We start from the raw sequence: 17,966 nt of genomic DNA, 5'->3' as shown, positions 1-17,966 counted from the left end.
AATAACATTTACATAGCTAAATCATCCCGCGATTTTGTCAAGCCGACCGCCAGACAGGGCGGCCAAATTATTTGCGCAACTTTATTTCGGCTCGCCCCAGGGACCGCCGGGCGGCACTCCGGAACCGGAGGATGCCTCCGGCGGCACCGGCGGCGGCTCGGCGCTTTTCGCCGGGGATCGGCGGTCGGTCGGGAAGCCGAGACCGCGCAGATAGATCAACACCTCGGCTTCGAGCAGCTCATCCGGCGACATCGGCAGTTTGCGCCGCGCAGCGTCGCCGCGGGAGAACAGCGAGGCCACGCCGTGCGCCATCGACCAGATGTGCAGCGCCATCATCATCGCCGGCGGACGGGGCGTGCCAGGCGGCGCGAGCGCGGCAAGCCGCTCGGCCGCGGCACGAATGACGTTGAAAGCGCGCTCGCTGGCGGCCTGCAGCGCCGGATTGACATCCACCGGCACGCCGGATTCGAACATCGCGTTGTAGAACGCGGGCTCCTCGCGGGCGAAGGCGAGATAGGCCCTGCCGACGCGCTCGAACGCCGTGACCGTATCGGGCCGTCCGTCGTCCCAGGCCGCGGTCAGGCGCGCCTCGAACTGCTCGAAGCCGCGCTGCGCGATCGAGGACAGTAGTTCCTCGCGGTCGCGGAAATGCCGGTAGGGCGCCGCCGCGCTGACGCCGGCCATGCGTGCTGCATCGGCGAAGGTGAAGCCGGCCGCGCCCTTCTCGGCGATCAACCCGAGGGCGGCCTGCAACAGGGCTTCCTTCAGATTGCCGTGGTGATAGCCGCGCTCGGCGCGGCGCGTCTCCTTGCGCCAGCTCATGTGAACGAGCTTTACATGAGCCGGGCGTGAAGGTCACTAGCAGGAAGCCAGTCGTGATTAACCCCGTACTCTCACGGTCGTCCGTGACCTAGCGGCCGGGGATCGGCAGCACCGGCATGACCTCGATGGCCTCGCCCGGGAAGATCGCAAAGTGCGGGTGGTTCTCGAACAGTTTTGCCGCGTCCTCTTGCGAGGCGGCGCGCACCACCGTGAAGCCGGTCAGCGCATTGCTCACCTCGGTGATTCCGTTGGCATTGATCTTCCGGGTCTTACCGAGCGGTCCACCCATCTCGACGATGACGGCCTTGTGCTTCTCGACCCAGCCGTGCCAGGCGGCCATGCCCTCCTGCTCCTTCGCCTTCCGTTCGGCCTCGGGCAGCGCTTGCCAGGCCGTCATTTTTGGGCCGGTCTTGCTGCCGAGATAGACGGCGAGGAATTTGTGTTCGGTGCTCATGGGTATCTCCTCAGGTTGGTGGGTTAGAAAGTTCAGTGCATTGCCCGCGGGCGAGGCCCCTATCGCTTCTTCAGATCGCCGAAACCGGCGGCGGCCTCCTGCACGTCGGGCGGAAAGTCGCTCATCTCCTGCACCTGCCGGATTTCGATGATTTCGTTGGCCGAGGCCGGACACTTCTTGGCCCAGGCGATCGCCTCGGCACGCGAGGCGACTTCGATCATCCAGTAGCCGCCCAGAACTTCCTTGGCCTCGGTGAAAGGCCCGTCGGTCACAACAGGCTCACCGGTCGCAAAGGAGACGCGCGCGCCCATCGACGGCGGATGCAGGCCGTCGAGCGTGATCAGTACGCCGGCGTCCTTTAGCGCCTCGTTGTAGCGCATCATCGCGGTAACGCGTTCGGGATCGAGTTGGACATCGGGCGGAGCAGTCTCGTAGCCGAGCGGGATCATCAGCATCATGAATCGCATGGAGGTTCCTTGCTTTGCGCTCACTTCCAAGACGAATGAGGTTTTATCGAACCGACCGGGTGACGAAAATTATTCCGGAGGTAATTGCGCTGGCCGCTAGCGCGGCTGCGGCAGGAAACGACCATCCTGCCGGGCGGCGCCGAAATAGACTTCGATGCGGCGGACCTTGCCACCGGCGAAGGTGAAGAACTCCGTGTTCCGAAAGCTCCTGCCATCTGTCGCCAGGCAGAGATAGGTGACGAAGGCCTCGTCGCCCCGGACGAAAATCCGCTCGATGTCGTGCCGCGCGATCCAGCCGGTGTCCTTCCAGCAGCGCTCGAAATAGGCAGCCTTGTCGAGGTCGTCGTCGAACGGGCTGGTGAAGCGGAACTCGTCGGCTAGCACGGCGCTGACATGTTGCCGGTCGTTGGCGAGATAGGCGGCGAACAGACTTCGAATCAGGTGCTCGTGATGCTCGGGCACGGTCGCTCCTCCTCAAATCATTTGAAGCTCCGATGGAAGACGAACCGCGCGCAGGCCTGCCGACATCGCACGCCGATTCCCTGCGGCAAAATCGTCCTAGTCCGCCGTCCATCGCCGCGTCGCCTCGCTCGCTCCCTCCGGCAGCGCCTCGAAGACCGGCGAGGCCAGCACGGCATGGACGTGTAGCGCGGTCGTGCCCGAATTACGAAAACCGTGCTTGCGGCCGGCGGGAACCAGCAGCGATTGGCCGGCCGTCACCGTGACGCGCTCGGCCTCGATCCACATATCGGCCTCGCCCGCGCGCACGGCCAGCACCTCCTCGACCGGATGACTGTGCGTCGGCGCCCCGGCGCCGGGCGCGACCCATTGCTCGAAGATGGAGAGCGCAGTGGCGCCGTTGCGCGCGGATGTCAGCATCCGAGTCGTCACACCTGGCCGCCATTCCTCGAGCGGGATCGCACTGGGATCGATGGGCATGAACAGAGGCCCTTTCTTGCCGGGACGAAAGCGAAGTAAAAGGAGCGGGCGCTCGCGCGCGACCGAACTTTCGGACACAGGACAGATTAGCAAATGCCGCAAACTCCGCAAAAACTCGCCCTCGTCACCGGAGCCGCGCGCGGCATCGGGCTTGCGACCGCGAAGAAGTTCCTGGCTGAGGGCTGGCGCGTGGCGCTGCTCGACATCGAGGGCCAGTTGCTCGGCCGCGCGGTCGCCGAGATCGGCCAGGACGAGGCAACGCTGGCGCTGACCTGCGATGTCTCTGACGCAATCTCGGTTGCCGCAGCGATGACGACGATCGAACGGCGGTTCGGCCGGCTCGACGCGCTCGTCAACAATGCCGGCATTGCCGTGTTCGCACCGCTGATGGAGACGTCGGAGACCGATTGGCGGCGGGTGCTCGAGATCAACCTCACCGGTCCGTTTCTCTGCACCAAGGCGGCGGTGCCACTGATGCGCGATGGTAATGGCGGGGCCATCGTCAACATCACCTCGATCTCGGCGGTGCGCGCCTCGACGCTGCGCTCGGCCTACGGCACCAGCAAGGCGGGCCTCGCGCATCTCACCAAGCAGCTCGCGGTCGAACTCGCCTCGCTCGGCATCCGCGTCAACGCGGTCGCGCCGGGGCCGGTCGACACCGCGATGGCGAAGCAGGTGCACACCAGGGAGATCCGCGCCGACTATCACGACGCCATCCCGCTCAACCGCTACGGCCTGGAAGAGGAACTCGCCGAAGCGGTCTACTTTCTGTGCTCGGAACGATCGAGCTACATCACCGGCCAAATTTTGGCCGTCGATGGCGGCTTCGATGCGGCGGGTATCGGCCTGCCGACGCTGCGCGGCGAGCGGAGGAACGGGTAGGCACGGGAAGAGTTCGGAGAGTGCCATGCGACACGTCATCTCCCTCAAGGCCTTGATGCTCGCATCCGCGCTGCTCGCGTCCGCGCCCGCCGTGGCTGAAATCCGCATCATTCAGTCGCCAGGCGGACAGGTCGGGCCGTTCCTCGATTTGTTCGAGAAGGTGCGAGAGAGCGGCGAGCGCGTGGTGATCGACGGTCCCTGCCTGTCTGCATGCACGCTGGTGCTGAGCATCGTTCCGGGCGAGCGCATTTGCGTCACCCGACGCGCCGTGCTCGGCTTCCATGCGGCGCGCTCGGCCGACCGGCGCGGGCGCTTCTATGCCGAGCCGGAAGCATCCGACGTGGTGCTTGCCGCCTATCCCGGCCCGGTGCGCGACTGGATCAGCCGCCGCGGCGGTCTCTCGTCCAGATTGCTTTTGTTGAAGGGCCGCGACCTCGCCGCGATCTATCCGCGCTGCCGGTGAGGATGATGCGGCCGCGAAGGGTGTGACCAGGTTAAATCCGCCGCTGTCCTGCTGATCGCGGGCGTCAGCTTCACGCTCATCGCCTTGCTCGTGAGCTGGCGGACAACCGCGTCGGCAAAATTCCGCCGGTCAGGCGCTTCGTGAGGTCTAGTAAAACCTCTGGATCATCTGCGTCAGTTCCATGGTCGCGCAGATGAGCATACCCCAGAGTGCAAAGTTGATCTGTAGCGCCGTCGCCATCGGTCGCTCCCCTTCCAAGTCCGCCCGCCCCAATTTGCAGCTTTTTATGAAGCAATAATTAGCGATTCTGTCACGGAGTTACAGCCTAATATTGCGCCAGTTGTTGTGCGATGCAGTCCGCGTCATTTCACGAAGTGGCCTCACTGCCCTCGCAATGTGGTGCGAGAGCAAAAGTCCATATTCGGCCATGCGGGCCACACGTTTCCCTTAGGTTCCATTTTAGCGGCGTGACGCGAGTTTCCGCATGCGGGGCTAGCGTGTCGCGTATGACACCGAGGGTCCGGCATGATGCGACACGGCTTTGTCTTGCTCACTTTTTGCGTAACGCTCATGGGATGCGCTGTCGCGCCTGCGCAGGAACGCCGCCCGATCGCATGGGACGGCCTCGGTCAGGATCCGAACCGCCCCTCTGCTACAAGGCGTCGTGTGGCGAACCAAGCTCCCGCACAGAGCGATCCGAATCAGGAGCGGGAAAGAGTGCTCGGTACCTTGCACCCGTACTCCGCGGCGTGGTGGGCCGTCCGTGACGAAATCGAAGCGGAGAATGACAGGCAGCTCGGCACCAAGCTCGTGATCTGCCCTCGCTGCGTTCCGTCGTCCTCACCACCGGGCAACGACGTGACCGGATCGATCCGCTGAGAGGGCACGCGGCCGATCTGCATATGACGTGGCGTCCTTGTGCGTGTCCCCTCTCCCGCATCGGCAGGAAGAGGGGATCGCCGCTTGGCGCATCAGGCTGTCGCGCCTGTCACATTCCATCGGCCGGGCAGTTCACCATCCAGGGAATGCCGAACTTGTCGACGCACATGCCAAAGCCCTTGGCCCAGAACGTCTTGCCGTAGGGCATGGTAACGCTGCCGCCATCGGCGAGCGCGTTGAACTTGCGCTCACCCTCCGCAGGGTCCGCGACCGTGAACGAGATCGAAAAGCCCTGCGGCTTGTGAAATTGCTCGCCCGGTGCATCGGAGGCCATCAACACGCTGCCGTCGGGCAGCGACATCCGCGCATGCATGATCGTCTTCTCCCGGCCGGGCGCGGCGGCCATGTCCGCCGGCGCATCCGATGCACGCATCATGGCGTCGACCTTGCCGCCGAGGACCTTGGCGTAATAGTTGAACGCCGCTTCGCAGGTGTCCTGATAGAACAGATACGCATTGAGCATGTTTCTCTCCTCTTCGTTTGCTTGAGCCGTTGCTTGACCGTTCCTTCGACGAGGACGGCGTTATTTCTCCGTGAGCTTCTTCAGGCTGGCGAGGCCGGCCTCGAAATCCTTGCCGATCATGCTGTCCATGTTCATGAACACCTGCATCAGCTTGGACATGAAGGGGGCCGGACCAGACATCGCCCATGTGACCATTGTGGCATCGCCTTGCGGCACAAACGTGAACTCGGCGGTGTTGTGGCCTTCGAAGGGGCGCTCGAAATCCAGCTTGATGCGAAGTTTTGACGACGCATTCGCCTCGAGGATCTCCATATGGCCGGCGCCGACATTATTGTCGCCGTCCCAGGCATAGGTCGCGCCCTTGCCTTGCGCGGTACCGCCAAACGTCCGCTTCATGGCAGGATCGCGGTTCTCGTAGGGTGACCAGGCCGTCCAGCGATGGAAATCGGCGACCTGCGGATAGATCGCATTGGCCGGCGCTTTCACGGCGAGGCTGCGCTCGACGCGGAACGTGTCGGGCTTCGTCAGGGCGAAGACGAGGACGCCAACGATTCCGGCCGCGAGCAGGACGGCGATGACGGCAATGGCTTTCAGCATAAAGAACTCCTTGGATGCTCGCTAAGGACGAAGGGGGATGGCCGGGGCCGACAATTCGGAATCAATAATTTGGACGACCGTCATGGCCGGGCATAGCAGTCCAAAGGACGGCGTCGCTTCCGCTTGCCTATGTCCCGGCCATCCACGTTCTCGGCGCCGATCAGAAGGACGTGGATGCCCGGGACAAGCCCGGCATGACGGCGAGAGATGGGGGTGCTCCCTACTTGACCTTCGCACCCTGCCTGGCGCCGCCATTGGCGCCCTTCGGCTGGCTGTCCCGGATCAGGCGATCGAGATGCATGCGGATGTGGGCGGCTTCTGCGGACGTGTTGGCGAGGGCGATGGCGCGGTCGAAGGCGATGCGGGCTTCGTCATTGCGGCCGAGCTGCATCAGGAAGGCGCCGCGCACGCCGAAGAAATGGAAATAATTGGCGAGCTTTGGCGCCAGCGGCTCGATCAGGTCGAGCGCGGCTTGCGGTCCGCGCACCTTGGAAACCGCGACCGCGCGATTGAGTGTCACCACCGGGGACGGTTGCACCACCTCCAGCGCACCATAGAGCAGGTCGATCTGGGCCCAGTCAGTCTCCTCCGGCGCCGATGCGCGGGCATGCAGCGCGGCGATCGCGGCCTGGATCTGGTAGGGCCCGCTGCGACGATGGCGCATCGCCTTGTCGATCAGCGCGAGGCCTTCCGCGATCAAGGTGCGGTTCCACAGCGAACGGTCCTGGTCGTCCAGCAGGATCAGCGAGCCGTCCGCGGCAAAGCGCGAAGCACTGCGCGCATGCTGCAACAGGATAAGTGCCGTGAGCCCCATGATCTCCGGCTCGCTCTGGAACAGCCGCAGCAGCAGCCGCGCCAGCCGGATCGCCTCCTCGCACAGCGGCTTTCTGATTTCGGCGGTGTCGCCGCTCGCCGAATAGCCCTCGTTGAAGATCAAATAGATCATCGCGGCGACACCGGCGAGCCGCTCGGAGCGCTCGACCGCGCCCGGCGTTTCGAACGGCGTCCCAGCCTCGGCGACCTTCGCCTTGGCGCGCGTGATGCGCTGCTCCATCGCCGCGTCCGACACCAGGAAGGCGCGTGCGATCTGCTTCACCGTGAGACCGGAGACGATACGGAGCGCCAGCGCGATCTGCTGCGTCGCCGGCAGCCCTGGATGGCAGCAGATGAACATCAGCCGCAAAATGTCGTCGCGATAGTGCGAGCCGTCGAGCCGCTCGGCGAGCGCGCCCTCGGCGTCGTCGAGATCGGAGATCGCCTGGTCGTCCTCCGGCAGCGGCTGCTGCTTCCGGGTGCGGCGCACCTCGTCGATGGCAACGTTGCGGCCAACCATGATCAGCCAGGCCGAGGGATCGCGCGGCGGTCCGTTCTGCGGCCAGGTCTTGAGCGCGCGCAGGCAGGCGTTCTGGAAGGCCTCCTCGGCGGTGTCGAGATCGCGGAAATAGCGCAGCAGCGCGCCGACCGCCTGGGGGCGCGCCGAGGTCAGCGCGGTCTCGATCCAGGCGGTATCGGCCTCGCTCACGTCAGATTCCCTCCGGGCCTGAACACGCCGACCGGACGCACCTCATAGGCGCCGCCGGGATTGGCCGATCCGAGGTCGCGCGCAACGTCGAGAGCCTCGTCGAGGTTCTTGCAATCGACGATGTAGAAGCCGAGCAACTGCTCCTTGGTCTCCGCATAGGGGCCGTCGAGCACCAACGGCGGATCTTCCTTGCGCAATGTCGCTGCCGCAGTGGTCGGCAGCAGCCGCGCCACGGGGCCGAGCCTGCCCTGCTTCGCGAGATCTTCCTGCACCACGGCGAGCTTCTTCATCACGGCCTCGTCCTGGTCCTTGCTCCAGGAGCCGACGAAGTCCTCGTCGTGATAGCAAAGGATCGCATAAAGCATGGGCAGCACCTTCTCTGAACGCTTGTTTTGAAGACGATCCACTATGCCCCGCTCCGACATGGCTGCGGAAAAAAACTGCAAGAAAAATCCGGCAGATCGTGCCAAGGAGAGGCACCAAAAGCGGAACCTTGTGAGGCAATTCGAATGACCGTGGGCATACTGGCCGTCCTGATCAACAGCACGCAGCAGAACTGGCTGCCGGAGCGCTGGAAGGCCCGGTTCGACGCGGTCTGCGGCGGGCGCCGCGTGGTGCTGCTGCCCGATGCCGGGCTCGATCCGGCCGAGGTGCACTATGCCGCGGTGTGGAAGCCGGTGCCGGGCGATCTCGGCTCATTCCCCAATCTGCGGGCGATCTTCAATCTCGGCGCCGGCGTCGATGCACTGATGGGGGACAAGAGCCTGCCGAACGTGCCGTTGGTGCGCGTGGCCGTGCCTGATCTGACCGGCCGCATGACCGAATACGTCGTGCAGCACGTGCTGATGCACCACCGCCAGGAGCTTTATCTGCGCGAGTCGCAGCGCGAAAAGCGCTGGGAGCCGACATATCAATGGCCGGCCAGCGCCGTCACAGTCGGTGTCATGGGACTGGGCACGCTCGGCGCTGACGCAGCCGATGTGCTGCGGCGGCTTGGCTTCCGCGTCGCCGGCTGGAGCCGCAGTCCGCGCAGGATCGAGGGCGTTGAATGCTTCCATGGCGCCGAGCAGATCGAACCGTTCCTGCGTACGACCGATATCCTCGTCAGCCTGTTGCCGCTAACGCCTGAAACAAACGGCATCCTGAACCGCGACGTCTTCACCAAGCTCAACCGCAAAAGCCCGCTCGGCGCGCCCGTACTGATCAATGCCGGCCGCGGCGGCCTGCAGAACGAGGCCGATATCCTGGCCTGCCTCGACGACGGCACACTGGGCGCCGCCTCGCTCGACGTCTTTGTGCAAGAGCCGCAGCCAAAGGACAGCAGGTTCTGGACCCATCCCAAGGTGCTGCTGACGCCGCACAACGCCGCCGACACCGACGCAGACGCGATCTCGGCCTATGTTGCCGAGCAGATCGCGCGGTTCGAGGCGGGTGGTGTGCTGGAGAACGTGGTGGACCGGGCGCGGGGGTATTGAGACCTCACGTGCCACCCGCGCCGTAATATCCCTGATCGTCCGCCGATATCTCGTTCACCCTCTCTTAGCGGGAAGTTGATAGGCGTTGTTAATCAACGCTCAACGAACGAGTCGGACATGCGGGCGAGCCTCGGCCTCAGGATGCGGATCACGGTTGCGCTGGCGGTGACCGCGGCGGCTACCGCCCTGTTCGCCGTGCTCGGGGCGATATGGATCATTTCCGGCATCATCGACCGGGCCGACCAGCGCGAGCTTCGCAGTCACTACGACGCGCTCCAGTCGCGAATTGCCGAGGAATCCCAGCGCGCCGCCGCCATGAGCGCCGTCGTGGCCGCGATGCCAGCGACGCAGGACGCCATGGCCAGACAGGATCGCAACGCTTTAACCGGCCTGTTCGGGCCGGTGTTTGCCGCGACCAAGTCGGAGTACGGCGTCGAGCAGTTCCAGTTCCACGTGGCGCCCGCGACCTCGTTCCTGCGGGTGCACCAGCCTGCTAAATTCGGCGACGACCTCTCGGGCTTCCGCAAAACCGTGATCATCGCCAACCAGGAGCACAAGGTCGTGGTCGGCCTCGAGGGCGGCGTGGCCGGGCTCGGCATCCGCGGCGTCGTGCCGATCGCGCAAGGCAGCAAGCATCTCGGTTCAGTGGAGTTTGGCCTGACCTTCGGCCAGTCCTTTCTGGACGACTTCAAGAGCAACCGCCATGTCGACATCGCCTTCCATCTCGCCGACGGCGGCGGCTTCAAGTTGTTCGGCGGCACGCTGAAGGGCAAGAGCTTCTTCGACGCGGCGGATTACGGCCGCGCTGCGGGCGGCGACTTCACGGTACGGCAGGCGAAGCTCGACACTATGCCGGTAGCGGCGCTGCTCGGACCGATCAGGGATTTTTCCGGCAAGCCGCTCGGCGCGGTCGAGCTGGTGATGGACAATGCCGACTATGTGGCCTCCGCCGACCGTGCCTGGCTGCTGGCATTCGGCATCGCCGCGCTCGGGCTCGTGCTCGCCGCGATCGTCGGCTATCTCATCGCCCGCAGCATCTCGCGTCCGATCATCTCCATCACGAGCGTGATGCGCGAGCTGGCAGCCGGACACCTGGACGTCGCCATCCCCGTCAGCAAAGCGAATGACGAGGTCGGCGCGATGGTGAAGGCGGTCGCAGTGTTCCGCGACAACGCGATGAGCTTCAACCAGCTCCAGACGGACCAGCTCGAGGCCAAGGCGCAATCCGAAGCGGAGAAACGGCGCACCTTCGCCGCGCTCGCCGACAATTTCGAAGCCAGCATTCGCGACGTCGTCACCACGGTCTCCTCGTCCGCGGTCGAGATGGAGCACACGGCGCGCTCGATGTCGGCCGTCGTCGAGCAATCGCGGCAGCAGACCGGCACGGTGTCGTCGGCCTCGGCGCTCGCCTCGGAAAATGTGCAGACAGTTGCTGCCGCCGCGGAAGAGCTGTCGTCGTCGATGACCGAGATCAGCCGACGCCTTGCGCACGCAACCGAAGTCGTCGGCAAGGCCGCGAGCGACGGAAGGCGGTCGAACGAGCGCGTGCAGAGCCTGGCAGACGCCGCGCAAAAAATCGGTGACGTCGTCTCCTTCATTAACGGCATTGCAGGACAGACCAATCTGCTGGCGCTGAACGCCACGATCGAGGCGGCGCGCGCGGGCGAAGCCGGCCGCGGCTTTGCGGTGGTCGCCTCCGAGGTGAAGGCGCTGGCAACCCAGACCGCCAAGGCGACCGAGGAGATCGGCGCGCAGGTGACGGCGGTACAAGGAGAGACCACCGGCGCAGTGGACGGCATCCAGTCGATCTGCGCGACGATCCAGGAGGTCGACGAGATCTCCGCGGCGATTGCCGCGGCCGTCGGCCAGCAGGGCACGGCGACGCAGGAGATCGCGCAGAACGTCCAGCAGGCAGCGGCCCGCACCGGCGAGGTGTCGCAAAACATCGCAGGCGTCACCGCCGGCATCGCCGCGACGGGAACTGCGGCGGAGGAAGTGCTGGGCTCGGCGATCGAGCTGTCAAAACAATCGCAGCGGCTGCGGGACGAAGTGGATCGTTTTCTCGCGCATATTCGCGCGGCGTAGACGCAATATCTCACTGTCGTCCCGGCGGCGGCTTAACTTTTAGCTCCGATCATCACGTCGATCGCCCCGTTCACGATCGCCTCCAGCTCTTTCCGCGATACCCGCGCGCGGGAGCGGATCGCGATTGAGTGTACGGTTGCGGATGCGATCTGTGCCAGCACGACGGGATTGGCGCTCTCGGGCAGTTCGCCCTTCTCCTTGGCGCGGCGAAAGCAACTCGCAAATGCCTTGTCGAGCTCGTTAAGCCCGTCGAGCACCATGGCGCGGATATCAGGGTCGCCGACCGCTTCGGAGGCCGCCGTGACCACGGTGAAGCAGCCACGCGGGCCGGTTTCGCCGGAAAGATAGATGTTCAGCGCGGAGGCGAAGATGCGCTCCAGCCGCAGGCGCACGGGCATCTCCTGGCGAAAGATCTCCACCATCGATGCGCGCGCCTCCTCGCGGTAACGCTGGTAGCTCTTGATGTAGAGCTCGCGCTTGTCGCCGAAGGCACCGTAGAGGCTCGGGCGATTCATGCCGGTGGCTTCGCTGAGATCGTCGAGCGAGGTGGCGGCGAAACCCTGCGTGCGGAACAGGTCGAGCGCTTTGCCAAGCGCGGCGTCGGGTTCATAGGCGCGCGGACGACCCCGGCGTTTGGGTTCACTGGCGGCAGCTGGCGGTTTCGCTTTTTGTACCATTTCGCAAATTAATCCTTGACCGCGAACATAATATGCAAGATGGTACAAAAATCAATCTGGCCAGGTTGAGCAAACACCACAGGGAATTGCCCAAGGAGGCTCAAGATGGATCTTTATTTCTCGCCGCTCGCCTGTTCGATGGCGAGCCGCGTCGCGCTGTATGAAGCCGGCGCCGAGGCGAATTATCTCGAAGTCGATCCGCCGACCAAGAAAGTGCTGAGCGACGGCACTGACTTCCGTACCGTGAACCCGATCGGCCTGGTGCCGACGCTGCGTACCGACGAGGGTGTGGTGCTGACCGAGAACGCGGCGATCCTGCAATATATCGCCGACCGCTTCCCGCAATCGGGCCTCGGCGCCGCAGCGGGCATCGATCGCACGCGGCTGCATCAATGGCTCTGCTTCATCGGCACCGAACTGCACAAGGGCCTGTTCATCCCGGTGCTCGACCGCAAGGCGCCGCAGGAGATGAAAGCCTATGCGCTGGAGAAGAACCTATCGCGGCTGGACTATCTCGACAATTACCTGAAGGGGCGCGACTTCCTGCTCGACCATTTCAGCGTCGCCGACGCCTATCTGGTCACGGTCATCAACTGGACCATGGCGACGCCGCCGATCGAGCTCGCCAAATGGCCGAACGTTAAGGCCTATTACGAGCGCCTGCGCCAGCGGCCGTCGGTCGCACGCGCGATCGCGGAGGAGTTCGAGCTGTACAAGGCCGAGCAGGCGCGGAAGAAGGCGGCGGCGTAGTAGCACTCGGAATGAACCAGTGAGAGATCGCCCCGGCTACCTTGGCCGGGGCGGCACCCGCCGCGATGCTTGCGAATATATCGCGTCTGCTCCCGACCTGGCACCGGTAGCTATCTCGGCGCTTGCAGTACGACCCCGTAGCGGCCGTATATCCGATCGATCGTTCCGTCGTTTCGCAACCGTTCAAGCGCTCCATCGATGGCTTCGCGCAACGCATCATCCGGACGGACCATACCGACGGCAACGTTCCAGTTGAGATCGGCCACGCTCTCGTCGCGATCCAGAATGCGGAGTGCCTTGCCTGGATGCGTCAGATTGAAATAGCTCGCCGCTGTTGGTGTAACCGCAGCGGCATCGATCTCATGGTTCAACAGGGCGTCGAGGCTGTCGCTCTCGAAGCCGAAGGTCGACGTAGGCACGTGCCGTTGACCGATGATCATGGCTGCGACGGATCCGACCTGCACCCCCACCTTGGTATGCTCGTTGAGGCCCTGGAACGAAGCGAGCGTGCTGGATGACGGCACGGCGAGTGCGACTCCCGTGCGATAATACGGTTTTGATATCCTCAGGCGGGTTTCGCCTTGCGCCGCGTGGTCGGCGATCACATCCAGAAGAATGTCGCAGCCGGCGCTCCGCAGCTGGTACTGGGTGATGATCCAGTCGAGCCGGAGCGAGACGCCGAGTTCGCGTGCCAGCGCCTGGCCCAATTCAACCTGAAAGCCGGGAGGATCGACGGCCTTGCTCGCGAAGGGAAGCGAGTTGGGATGGGCGCATAACCCGAGCGCGCCGGACGAGCGGATCGCGTCCAGGGTTCGCGCCTGCGCCGGACCCAACAGTCCGATGATGGCGCCGACCATAAGCGGGAGAATTGACTTCATTCCGCGTTCTCGTATCGATGGATCGGGCCTCGGCGATTCAACCCTCGCGCGGCTTCAGGGCGCGGATATATTTGACGATCTGGTCGATCTGCGCATCGGTGAAAGCCCCGCCGAATGCCGGCATCGCGCCAGACTTGCCGCTCTTGATGCGACTGTGCAGAAAATCGTCATCGCGTGGCGAATTCATCAACTGCGGTCCCTTGCCGGCGGCCCGGCCGCCGTCGGAGTGACAAAAGCCACAAGTCCCCGCGAACAACTGCTCGACGTCGAACGTCCCGTTGTCCGGTGCAGGGGTGGCAGACTGCGCGTGAACCGGTGCGGCACAGAGCGACGAGGCGCCCAGCACCGCCGATAGCAGCGCGGTGATCTTCTTCAAATGCAATTTCAAGGTAACCAGCTCCATGTCCTGAAGCGCGCCCGCAACTTCAATGCACGGGAAGCAAGCTTGCGCCTGCTCCCCGGCAATTGCGATGACCTATTTCAGGCTGAAGACGACGAGCGCCCCGTCGTCACGCGGCATGCTCTTGTAGACGCCGCCGAAGTTTGGCGCGTACTCGTCTGCCAGCATGCCGCCAAAGCCTGCGGCCACGGCAATGTATTGCTTGCCGTTGACGGAATAGCTGACGATGCCGCCCTGATGGCCGGTGCCGTTGTTGTGATTCCACAGCTCGGTCCCGGTGTCAGCATCGTAGGCATGAATGATGCCGCGGGAGTCGGGCACGAACACGAGATTGCCCGCGGTCGACAGCACGCTCCCAAGCGGCGGCTCGGGATAACGAACCTCCCACTTCTTGGCCCCGGTGATGGGATCGCGCGCGTCGAGATGTCCATAAATCTCGCCGCCCGGAGGAGGTGCCATCTTGAAATCGGCGCCGATGTTGAGCTGGACCTGTGGCGCCGTGACCGGCGTCGTCTTCTGGACGTCGAGCGTCATGCACCATTCCTGGCCGATCTTGTAGTAGAGCCCCGTCTTGGGGTTGTATGAGCCGGCGTTCCAGCTGATGCCACCACCAATGAACGGGCACAGCGGCGGTTCGGTGACTTTCCCCGCGGAGAAGTCGCGACGGCCGATCAGAGCACCCGTCTTCGGATCGATATCCTTGACGAAATTGATGTTCTCAACGAGCCGCCAGACATTCTTCACGGCGAGATTGCGGTCGTAGACGAAGACGAAACCGCCTTTGTTCGGATGCACTACGAACTTCTGGCCGTCGCGTTCGAGCATCACAAACTCGCCGACAGCGCTGTCGAAGTCCCAAGCGTCGTGCGGCAATTCCTGATGATAAAATTTCAGCTTACCGGTATCGATGTCGAGACCGATCACTGAACTCGTATGGAGATTGTCGCCGGGCCGCGCACCTTGCGTCTTGTAATCGGCGCCCGACCAATCGTAGAGCGGCGCCGGGTTTGCGGTGCCCCACAGGATGGTGTTGGTCTCGGAGTCGTAAGTGCCCGGCATCCAGCCGCCGCCCCCGCCCGTTCGCCAGGACTCGTTGCCCCACGTCTTCATGGCCTCGTCGGTACCGGCGACTGTCAGGAACTCCCACTTCTTCTTCCCGGTGGTGGCATCCAGGGCGAAGATCGGGCCGCGGCCCGGCCATTCACCGCCTTGCGCTCCGATGATCACCGTACCCTTCGCGTACAGCGGAGCACCGGTGAAACCGACTGTGAGCTTCTGCGAGTCGATCAGCCGGGTTTCCCAGACGACCTTCCCCGATTTCATATCCAGGCCAAGCGCCCTGCCATCCATGGTACCGACGAAGACCTTTCCCTCGCCGAGCGCGACGCCGCGATTGTAGGGAGAATGGGTCTGGCGGGCGATCAGCGTCTCGTCCAGTTCCGGAAAATGCGACCAGATCACCTCGCCCGTCGCGCCGTTAAGCGCGAAAACCCGGCTGTAAGAACCTGTGTAGTAGAGTATGCCATCAGCCACGAGCGGCATTGATTGCAGGCCACGGGTCGAGCGTCCGGGAATATGGAGCCAGGCAACGCTCAAATTGCCGACGTTGCTTGCATTGATCTGCGCCAGAGGGCTGTAGTGATAGGATTTGTACGAACCGTGATAGGTCAGCCAATCGTTCTGACCGGCGCTCTCGATCCGCCCAGTATCCACGCTTTGGGCCAACGCCGACGACACGATCAGCGTCGCGCCGGCAACAAGAGGTAGAGCAGACTTACACCAACGCTTCTTCATCCGTTCCTCCCGCTTTTGTGTTTGTTGAACTTGCGTCTTACAGACGGCGCCGCGAGGGATGTTTGCAGCTCGCTATGTGTCGGTTCTCTCCATCGCATATGAGTTGCCAACAGCTCTTGCTCTCTCGGCGGACATCGCCAAAAGAGCTACGTTCACTGGACTGGTTGCTGTTGCACTCCTGCTCGCTCTCATAGAGTACGCCGGATGATAGGGAGCGCAAAGATGGAATGCGCGCGCGGCGCGAATTTGACGCGCAGCGCGCGCTTGAAGCGTCAGCTGCGCTGACCGTTTCGTCCCCCAACTCTCAGACTGAAGCGGTTATCCGGACAGCGCGAAGCTGTCGCCGGAGGGTGTCGTCGCGGACAAGCACGACCGGGATGACGCAGACCGCTGCGCGCCGGCGCCAGGGCCCGAGGATGGACTTATCCGTACAGCACCCTCGGCAGGATCGTGACGATGCCGGGCCAGAGCGTCAGCAGCAGCACGAAGCCCACCATGATGAGGAGATAGGGCATCGTGACGCGCGCTATGTAGCCGAGGCCGTCCTCAGTCAGGCCCTGGATGACGAAGAGGTTGAAGCCCACCGGCGGGGTGATCTGCGCCATCTCGACGGCGAGCACGAGGAAGACACCGAACCAGATCTCGTCGAAGCCCGCGCCCTTCACGATCGGCAGCACGATCGGCAGCGTCATCACGATCATTGAGAAGCCGTCGAGAAAGCAGCCGAGGATCAGGTAGAAGATAATCAGCACGACGATCAGCATGAAGGGCGACAGGCCAAGGCCCTTCACGAAGGCGGCGACCGCCTGCGGGATGCCGAGGAAGGCGGCCGCATTGCCGAGGATCGAGGCGCCGAGCACGATCAGCGCGATCATCGAGCAGGTCACGACCGAGCCGATCAGCACGTCGCGGATCACCTGCTGCGACATCGAGCCCTGCGCCCAGGCGACCAGCGCGGCGCCAAGCACGCCGACCGCGGCGGCCTCCGACGGCGTCGCGAGTCCGCCGTACATCGAGCCGAGCACGCAGGCGATCAGGAACAGCGCCGGCGCGAGATCCTTCAGCGCCGCAAAACGCTCGCCCCACGGCACCTGCGAGAGTTTGGCTTCCGTTTCCGGTACCATGCCGGGGTTGAGGGTCGTGTGCAGCATGACCCACCCCATGAAGGTAGCGGCCAGCAACAGGCCGGGCAGCACGCCCGCAGTGAACAGTTTCAGGATCGAAACGTCGCCAAGCACGCCGTAGATGATCATGATGTTGGACGGCGGGATCAAAAAGCCGAGCGTGCCGGCGCCGGCGAGCGAGCCGATCGCGATGTCGCGGGAATAGCCACGGCGCAGCAGCTCGTTGAGCGACATGCGACCGATCACCTGCGTCGTCGCCGCCGACGAGCCGGAGATCGCCGCGAAGATGGTGCAGCCGATCACGTTCACATGCAGCAGGCGGCCCGGCAGAAGCCCCGCCCAGGGCGCGAGCCCCTGGAACAGCGAACGTGACAAGCGGGTGCGAAACAGCAGCTCACCCATCAGAATGAACAGCGGCAGCGCCAGCAGCTCCTGCGTCGTCAAAATGTTCCAGGCGTATTGCGGCAGCAGCTTGTCGAGCGGGATCGAGCGGAACATCGCAAGCAGCAGCGTCGCGGTGAGCGCAAGCGTCAGGCCGATCCAGACGCCGCATGCCAGAAGCGCGAACAGGATCACGAACAGGCTGACAACTTCGATGGTCATGCGAACTTGAATCCGAGTGCGAGCAAGGCGATCATTCGACGGGCGAGGCCTTCATGCGGTGATCCTCCAGCGGCAGGCCGAGCACGGCCTGGATCGCGCGCGCCAGGAACTGGAGCGTTAGCAGCAGCATGCCGAAGGTGACGACGGCCTGCGGAAACCACAGCGGGGTGTCGCTCGAGGTCGAAACCTGGCCGCGCACATAGGCGCCGAAGGCGAACTTCGCCATCGACGATGTCAGGAAAGCCATGAAGCCGAAGCCGGCGGCGGCCGACAAGATTTCGATCGCGCGCTGAAAGAGGGCCGGGACGTTCTTCAGGAGCAGCACGACACGGATATGGCCGCCGACGCGCAGGGTCATGGCGGCGCCGAAGGTGAAGGACGCCGCCATCAGATAGGAGGAATACTCCCACGCGATCGAGATCGTGGGCGGAAAGAACGGCAGGAAATTCGAGAGGAAGCGCGTTGCGACCTCGCACAGCATCAGCAGCGTCAGCATCAAGAGGCAGCCGCCACCGATCCAGCCGTCGAGCCGACCGAGACGGTCAATACCGTCGAGCAGGATACGCAGCGGCGCCGGCGCCGCTGCGTTGAGACTATGCGGGGCCGCGGGCGAAACGCTGACCATGACCTGG

The 17,966-nt window shown here is 64.0% G+C and carries 21 protein-coding genes; 6 read left to right on the top strand and 15 right to left on the bottom strand.

What is annotated here, in order from left to right; all coding sequences use genetic code 11:
• Positions 1-81: 81 nt before the first annotated feature.
• The 5 genes from IVB27_RS36410 to IVB27_RS36390 form a co-directional block, all read right to left on the bottom strand.
• Entirely contained in the window at positions 82-822 is a 741-nt protein-coding gene (locus tag IVB27_RS36410; RefSeq protein ID WP_247447483.1) for a TetR/AcrR family transcriptional regulator, read from the bottom strand.
• An 88-nt stretch (positions 823-910) separates the two neighbouring features.
• Positions 911-1,276, bottom strand: coding sequence for a hypothetical protein (locus IVB27_RS36405; RefSeq protein WP_247447482.1), 366 nt, complete (start codon positions 1,274-1,276; stop codon positions 911-913).
• Positions 1,277-1,335: 59 nt separating this feature from the next.
• The gene (locus IVB27_RS36400) at positions 1,336-1,743 is read right to left on the bottom strand and encodes a YciI family protein (RefSeq protein ID WP_247447481.1); all 408 of its coding nucleotides are present in this window, start codon (positions 1,741-1,743) and stop codon (positions 1,336-1,338) included.
• A gap of 96 nt (positions 1,744-1,839) precedes the next feature.
• Positions 1,840-2,205 carry a nuclear transport factor 2 family protein gene (locus IVB27_RS36395; protein ID WP_247447480.1) on the bottom strand — a complete coding sequence of 122 codons (366 nt, stop codon included), beginning with the start codon at positions 2,203-2,205 and terminating at the stop codon, positions 1,840-1,842.
• 96 nt (positions 2,206-2,301) lie between these two features.
• On the bottom strand, positions 2,302-2,682 hold the full coding sequence (locus IVB27_RS36390) for a cupin domain-containing protein (RefSeq protein WP_247447479.1): 381 nt from the start codon (positions 2,680-2,682) through the stop codon (positions 2,302-2,304).
• 93 nt (positions 2,683-2,775) lie between these two features.
• Here IVB27_RS36390 and IVB27_RS36385 point away from each other — a divergent pair, with 93 nt between their 5' ends.
• The 3 genes from IVB27_RS36385 (at position 2,776) to IVB27_RS43440 (ending at position 4,906) form a co-directional block, all read left to right on the top strand.
• Complete coding sequence (locus tag IVB27_RS36385; RefSeq protein WP_247447478.1) at positions 2,776-3,564, top strand: SDR family NAD(P)-dependent oxidoreductase; 789 nt, start codon at positions 2,776-2,778, stop codon at positions 3,562-3,564.
• Between the two features lie 25 nt (positions 3,565-3,589).
• Positions 3,590-4,027 carry a hypothetical protein gene (locus tag IVB27_RS36380; protein ID WP_247342984.1) on the top strand — a complete coding sequence of 146 codons (438 nt, stop codon included), beginning with the start codon at positions 3,590-3,592 and terminating at the stop codon, positions 4,025-4,027.
• A gap of 525 nt (positions 4,028-4,552) precedes the next feature.
• Positions 4,553-4,906 (top strand): hypothetical protein, encoded by a 354-nt coding sequence (locus IVB27_RS43440; RefSeq protein WP_345946962.1) that lies wholly within the window; start codon positions 4,553-4,555, stop codon positions 4,904-4,906.
• 109 nt (positions 4,907-5,015) lie between these two features.
• Here IVB27_RS43440 and IVB27_RS36375 read toward each other — a convergent pair whose 3' ends face one another.
• From IVB27_RS36375 to IVB27_RS36360, 4 genes are all read right to left on the bottom strand, one after another.
• On the bottom strand, positions 5,016-5,429 hold the full coding sequence (locus IVB27_RS36375) for a VOC family protein (protein WP_247447477.1): 414 nt from the start codon (positions 5,427-5,429) through the stop codon (positions 5,016-5,018).
• A gap of 60 nt (positions 5,430-5,489) precedes the next feature.
• Complete coding sequence (locus IVB27_RS36370; RefSeq protein ID WP_247447476.1) at positions 5,490-6,026, bottom strand: SRPBCC family protein; 537 nt, start codon at positions 6,024-6,026, stop codon at positions 5,490-5,492.
• Positions 6,027-6,246: 220 nt separating this feature from the next.
• Complete coding sequence (locus tag IVB27_RS36365) at positions 6,247-7,548, bottom strand: RNA polymerase sigma factor (protein WP_247447475.1); 1,302 nt, start codon at positions 7,546-7,548, stop codon at positions 6,247-6,249.
• Positions 7,545-7,913: a YciI family protein gene (locus IVB27_RS36360; protein ID WP_211394665.1), complete on the bottom strand. Its 369-nt coding sequence runs from the start codon at positions 7,911-7,913 to the stop codon at positions 7,545-7,547. The genes IVB27_RS36365 and IVB27_RS36360 overlap by 4 nt, the downstream gene beginning before the upstream one ends.
• A 144-nt stretch (positions 7,914-8,057) precedes the next feature.
• Here IVB27_RS36360 and IVB27_RS36355 point away from each other — a divergent pair, with 144 nt between their 5' ends.
• Positions 8,058-9,023 (top strand): 2-hydroxyacid dehydrogenase, encoded by a 966-nt coding sequence (locus tag IVB27_RS36355; protein ID WP_247447474.1) that lies wholly within the window; start codon positions 8,058-8,060, stop codon positions 9,021-9,023.
• A gap of 117 nt (positions 9,024-9,140) precedes the next feature.
• Complete coding sequence (locus tag IVB27_RS36350; protein WP_247447473.1) at positions 9,141-11,108, top strand: methyl-accepting chemotaxis protein; 1,968 nt, start codon at positions 9,141-9,143, stop codon at positions 11,106-11,108.
• 32 nt (positions 11,109-11,140) lie between these two features.
• On the opposite strand, the gene IVB27_RS36345 is transcribed toward IVB27_RS36350, so the two are convergent.
• Positions 11,141-11,785 carry a TetR/AcrR family transcriptional regulator gene (locus tag IVB27_RS36345; RefSeq protein ID WP_247447472.1) on the bottom strand — a complete coding sequence of 215 codons (645 nt, stop codon included), beginning with the start codon at positions 11,783-11,785 and terminating at the stop codon, positions 11,141-11,143.
• A gap of 105 nt (positions 11,786-11,890) precedes the next feature.
• Between IVB27_RS36345 and IVB27_RS36340 the strand changes: the two genes are divergently transcribed.
• A complete protein-coding gene (locus IVB27_RS36340; protein WP_247342962.1) occupies positions 11,891-12,535 on the top strand; it encodes a glutathione binding-like protein in 645 nt (214 codons plus the stop codon).
• Between the two features lie 110 nt (positions 12,536-12,645).
• On the opposite strand, the gene IVB27_RS36335 is transcribed toward IVB27_RS36340, so the two are convergent.
• The 5 genes from IVB27_RS36335 to IVB27_RS36315 all read right to left on the bottom strand — a co-directional run bounded on the left by IVB27_RS36335 (position 12,646) and on the right by IVB27_RS36315 (position 17,959).
• On the bottom strand, positions 12,646-13,413 hold the full coding sequence (locus IVB27_RS36335; RefSeq protein ID WP_247447471.1) for a substrate-binding periplasmic protein: 768 nt from the start codon (positions 13,411-13,413) through the stop codon (positions 12,646-12,648).
• A 37-nt stretch (positions 13,414-13,450) separates the two neighbouring features.
• Positions 13,451-13,801: a c-type cytochrome gene (locus tag IVB27_RS36330; RefSeq protein WP_247447470.1), complete on the bottom strand. Its 351-nt coding sequence runs from the start codon at positions 13,799-13,801 to the stop codon at positions 13,451-13,453.
• Positions 13,802-13,888: 87 nt separating this feature from the next.
• On the bottom strand, positions 13,889-15,607 hold the full coding sequence (locus tag IVB27_RS36325) for a pyrroloquinoline quinone-dependent dehydrogenase (protein WP_247447469.1): 1,719 nt from the start codon (positions 15,605-15,607) through the stop codon (positions 13,889-13,891).
• A 422-nt stretch (positions 15,608-16,029) separates the two neighbouring features.
• Positions 16,030-17,334 (bottom strand): TRAP transporter large permease, encoded by a 1,305-nt coding sequence (locus IVB27_RS36320; protein WP_247447468.1) that lies wholly within the window; start codon positions 17,332-17,334, stop codon positions 16,030-16,032.
• 31 nt (positions 17,335-17,365) lie between these two features.
• Positions 17,366-17,959 carry a TRAP transporter small permease subunit gene (locus tag IVB27_RS36315; RefSeq protein WP_247447467.1) on the bottom strand — a complete coding sequence of 198 codons (594 nt, stop codon included), beginning with the start codon at positions 17,957-17,959 and terminating at the stop codon, positions 17,366-17,368.
• Positions 17,960-17,966 lie beyond the last annotated feature (7 nt).

The organism is Bradyrhizobium sp. 197 (genome assembly GCF_023073375.1).
GTDB lineage: Bacteria > Pseudomonadota > Alphaproteobacteria > Rhizobiales > Xanthobacteraceae > Bradyrhizobium.
This window is presented reverse-complemented; position numbering and strand designations above follow the sequence as displayed.

Bases quoted from the DNA above. Each gene is read 5' to 3' on its own strand.
- IVB27_RS36410 (WP_247447483.1), bottom strand. From the start codon at position 822: ATGAGCTGGCGCAAGGAGACGCGCCGCGCCGAGCGCGGCTATCACCAC.
- IVB27_RS36405 (WP_247447482.1), bottom strand. From the start codon at position 1,276: ATGAGCACCGAACACAAATTCCTCGCCGTCTATCTCGGCAGCAAGACC.
- IVB27_RS36400 (WP_247447481.1), bottom strand. From the start codon at position 1,743: ATGCGATTCATGATGCTGATGATCCCGCTCGGCTACGAGACTGCTCCG.
- IVB27_RS36390 (WP_247447479.1), bottom strand. From the start codon at position 2,682: ATGCCCATCGATCCCAGTGCGATCCCGCTCGAGGAATGGCGGCCAGGT.
- IVB27_RS36385 (WP_247447478.1), top strand. From the start codon at position 2,776: ATGCCGCAAACTCCGCAAAAACTCGCCCTCGTCACCGGAGCCGCGCGC.
- IVB27_RS36380 (WP_247342984.1), top strand. From the start codon at position 3,590: ATGCGACACGTCATCTCCCTCAAGGCCTTGATGCTCGCATCCGCGCTG.
- IVB27_RS43440 (WP_345946962.1), top strand. From the start codon at position 4,553: ATGATGCGACACGGCTTTGTCTTGCTCACTTTTTGCGTAACGCTCATG.
- IVB27_RS36375 (WP_247447477.1), bottom strand. From the start codon at position 5,429: ATGCTCAATGCGTATCTGTTCTATCAGGACACCTGCGAAGCGGCGTTC.
- IVB27_RS36370 (WP_247447476.1), bottom strand. From the start codon at position 6,026: ATGCTGAAAGCCATTGCCGTCATCGCCGTCCTGCTCGCGGCCGGAATC.
- IVB27_RS36360 (WP_211394665.1), bottom strand. From the start codon at position 7,913: ATGCTTTATGCGATCCTTTGCTATCACGACGAGGACTTCGTCGGCTCC.
- IVB27_RS36355 (WP_247447474.1), top strand. From the start codon at position 8,058: ATGACCGTGGGCATACTGGCCGTCCTGATCAACAGCACGCAGCAGAAC.
- IVB27_RS36350 (WP_247447473.1), top strand. From the start codon at position 9,141: ATGCGGGCGAGCCTCGGCCTCAGGATGCGGATCACGGTTGCGCTGGCG.
- IVB27_RS36345 (WP_247447472.1), bottom strand. From the start codon at position 11,785: ATGGTACAAAAAGCGAAACCGCCAGCTGCCGCCAGTGAACCCAAACGC.
- IVB27_RS36340 (WP_247342962.1), top strand. From the start codon at position 11,891: ATGGATCTTTATTTCTCGCCGCTCGCCTGTTCGATGGCGAGCCGCGTC.
- IVB27_RS36335 (WP_247447471.1), bottom strand. From the start codon at position 13,413: ATGAAGTCAATTCTCCCGCTTATGGTCGGCGCCATCATCGGACTGTTG.
- IVB27_RS36325 (WP_247447469.1), bottom strand. From the start codon at position 15,607: ATGAAGAAGCGTTGGTGTAAGTCTGCTCTACCTCTTGTTGCCGGCGCG.
- IVB27_RS36320 (WP_247447468.1), bottom strand. From the start codon at position 17,334: ATGACCATCGAAGTTGTCAGCCTGTTCGTGATCCTGTTCGCGCTTCTG.
- IVB27_RS36315 (WP_247447467.1), bottom strand. From the start codon at position 17,959: ATGGTCAGCGTTTCGCCCGCGGCCCCGCATAGTCTCAACGCAGCGGCG.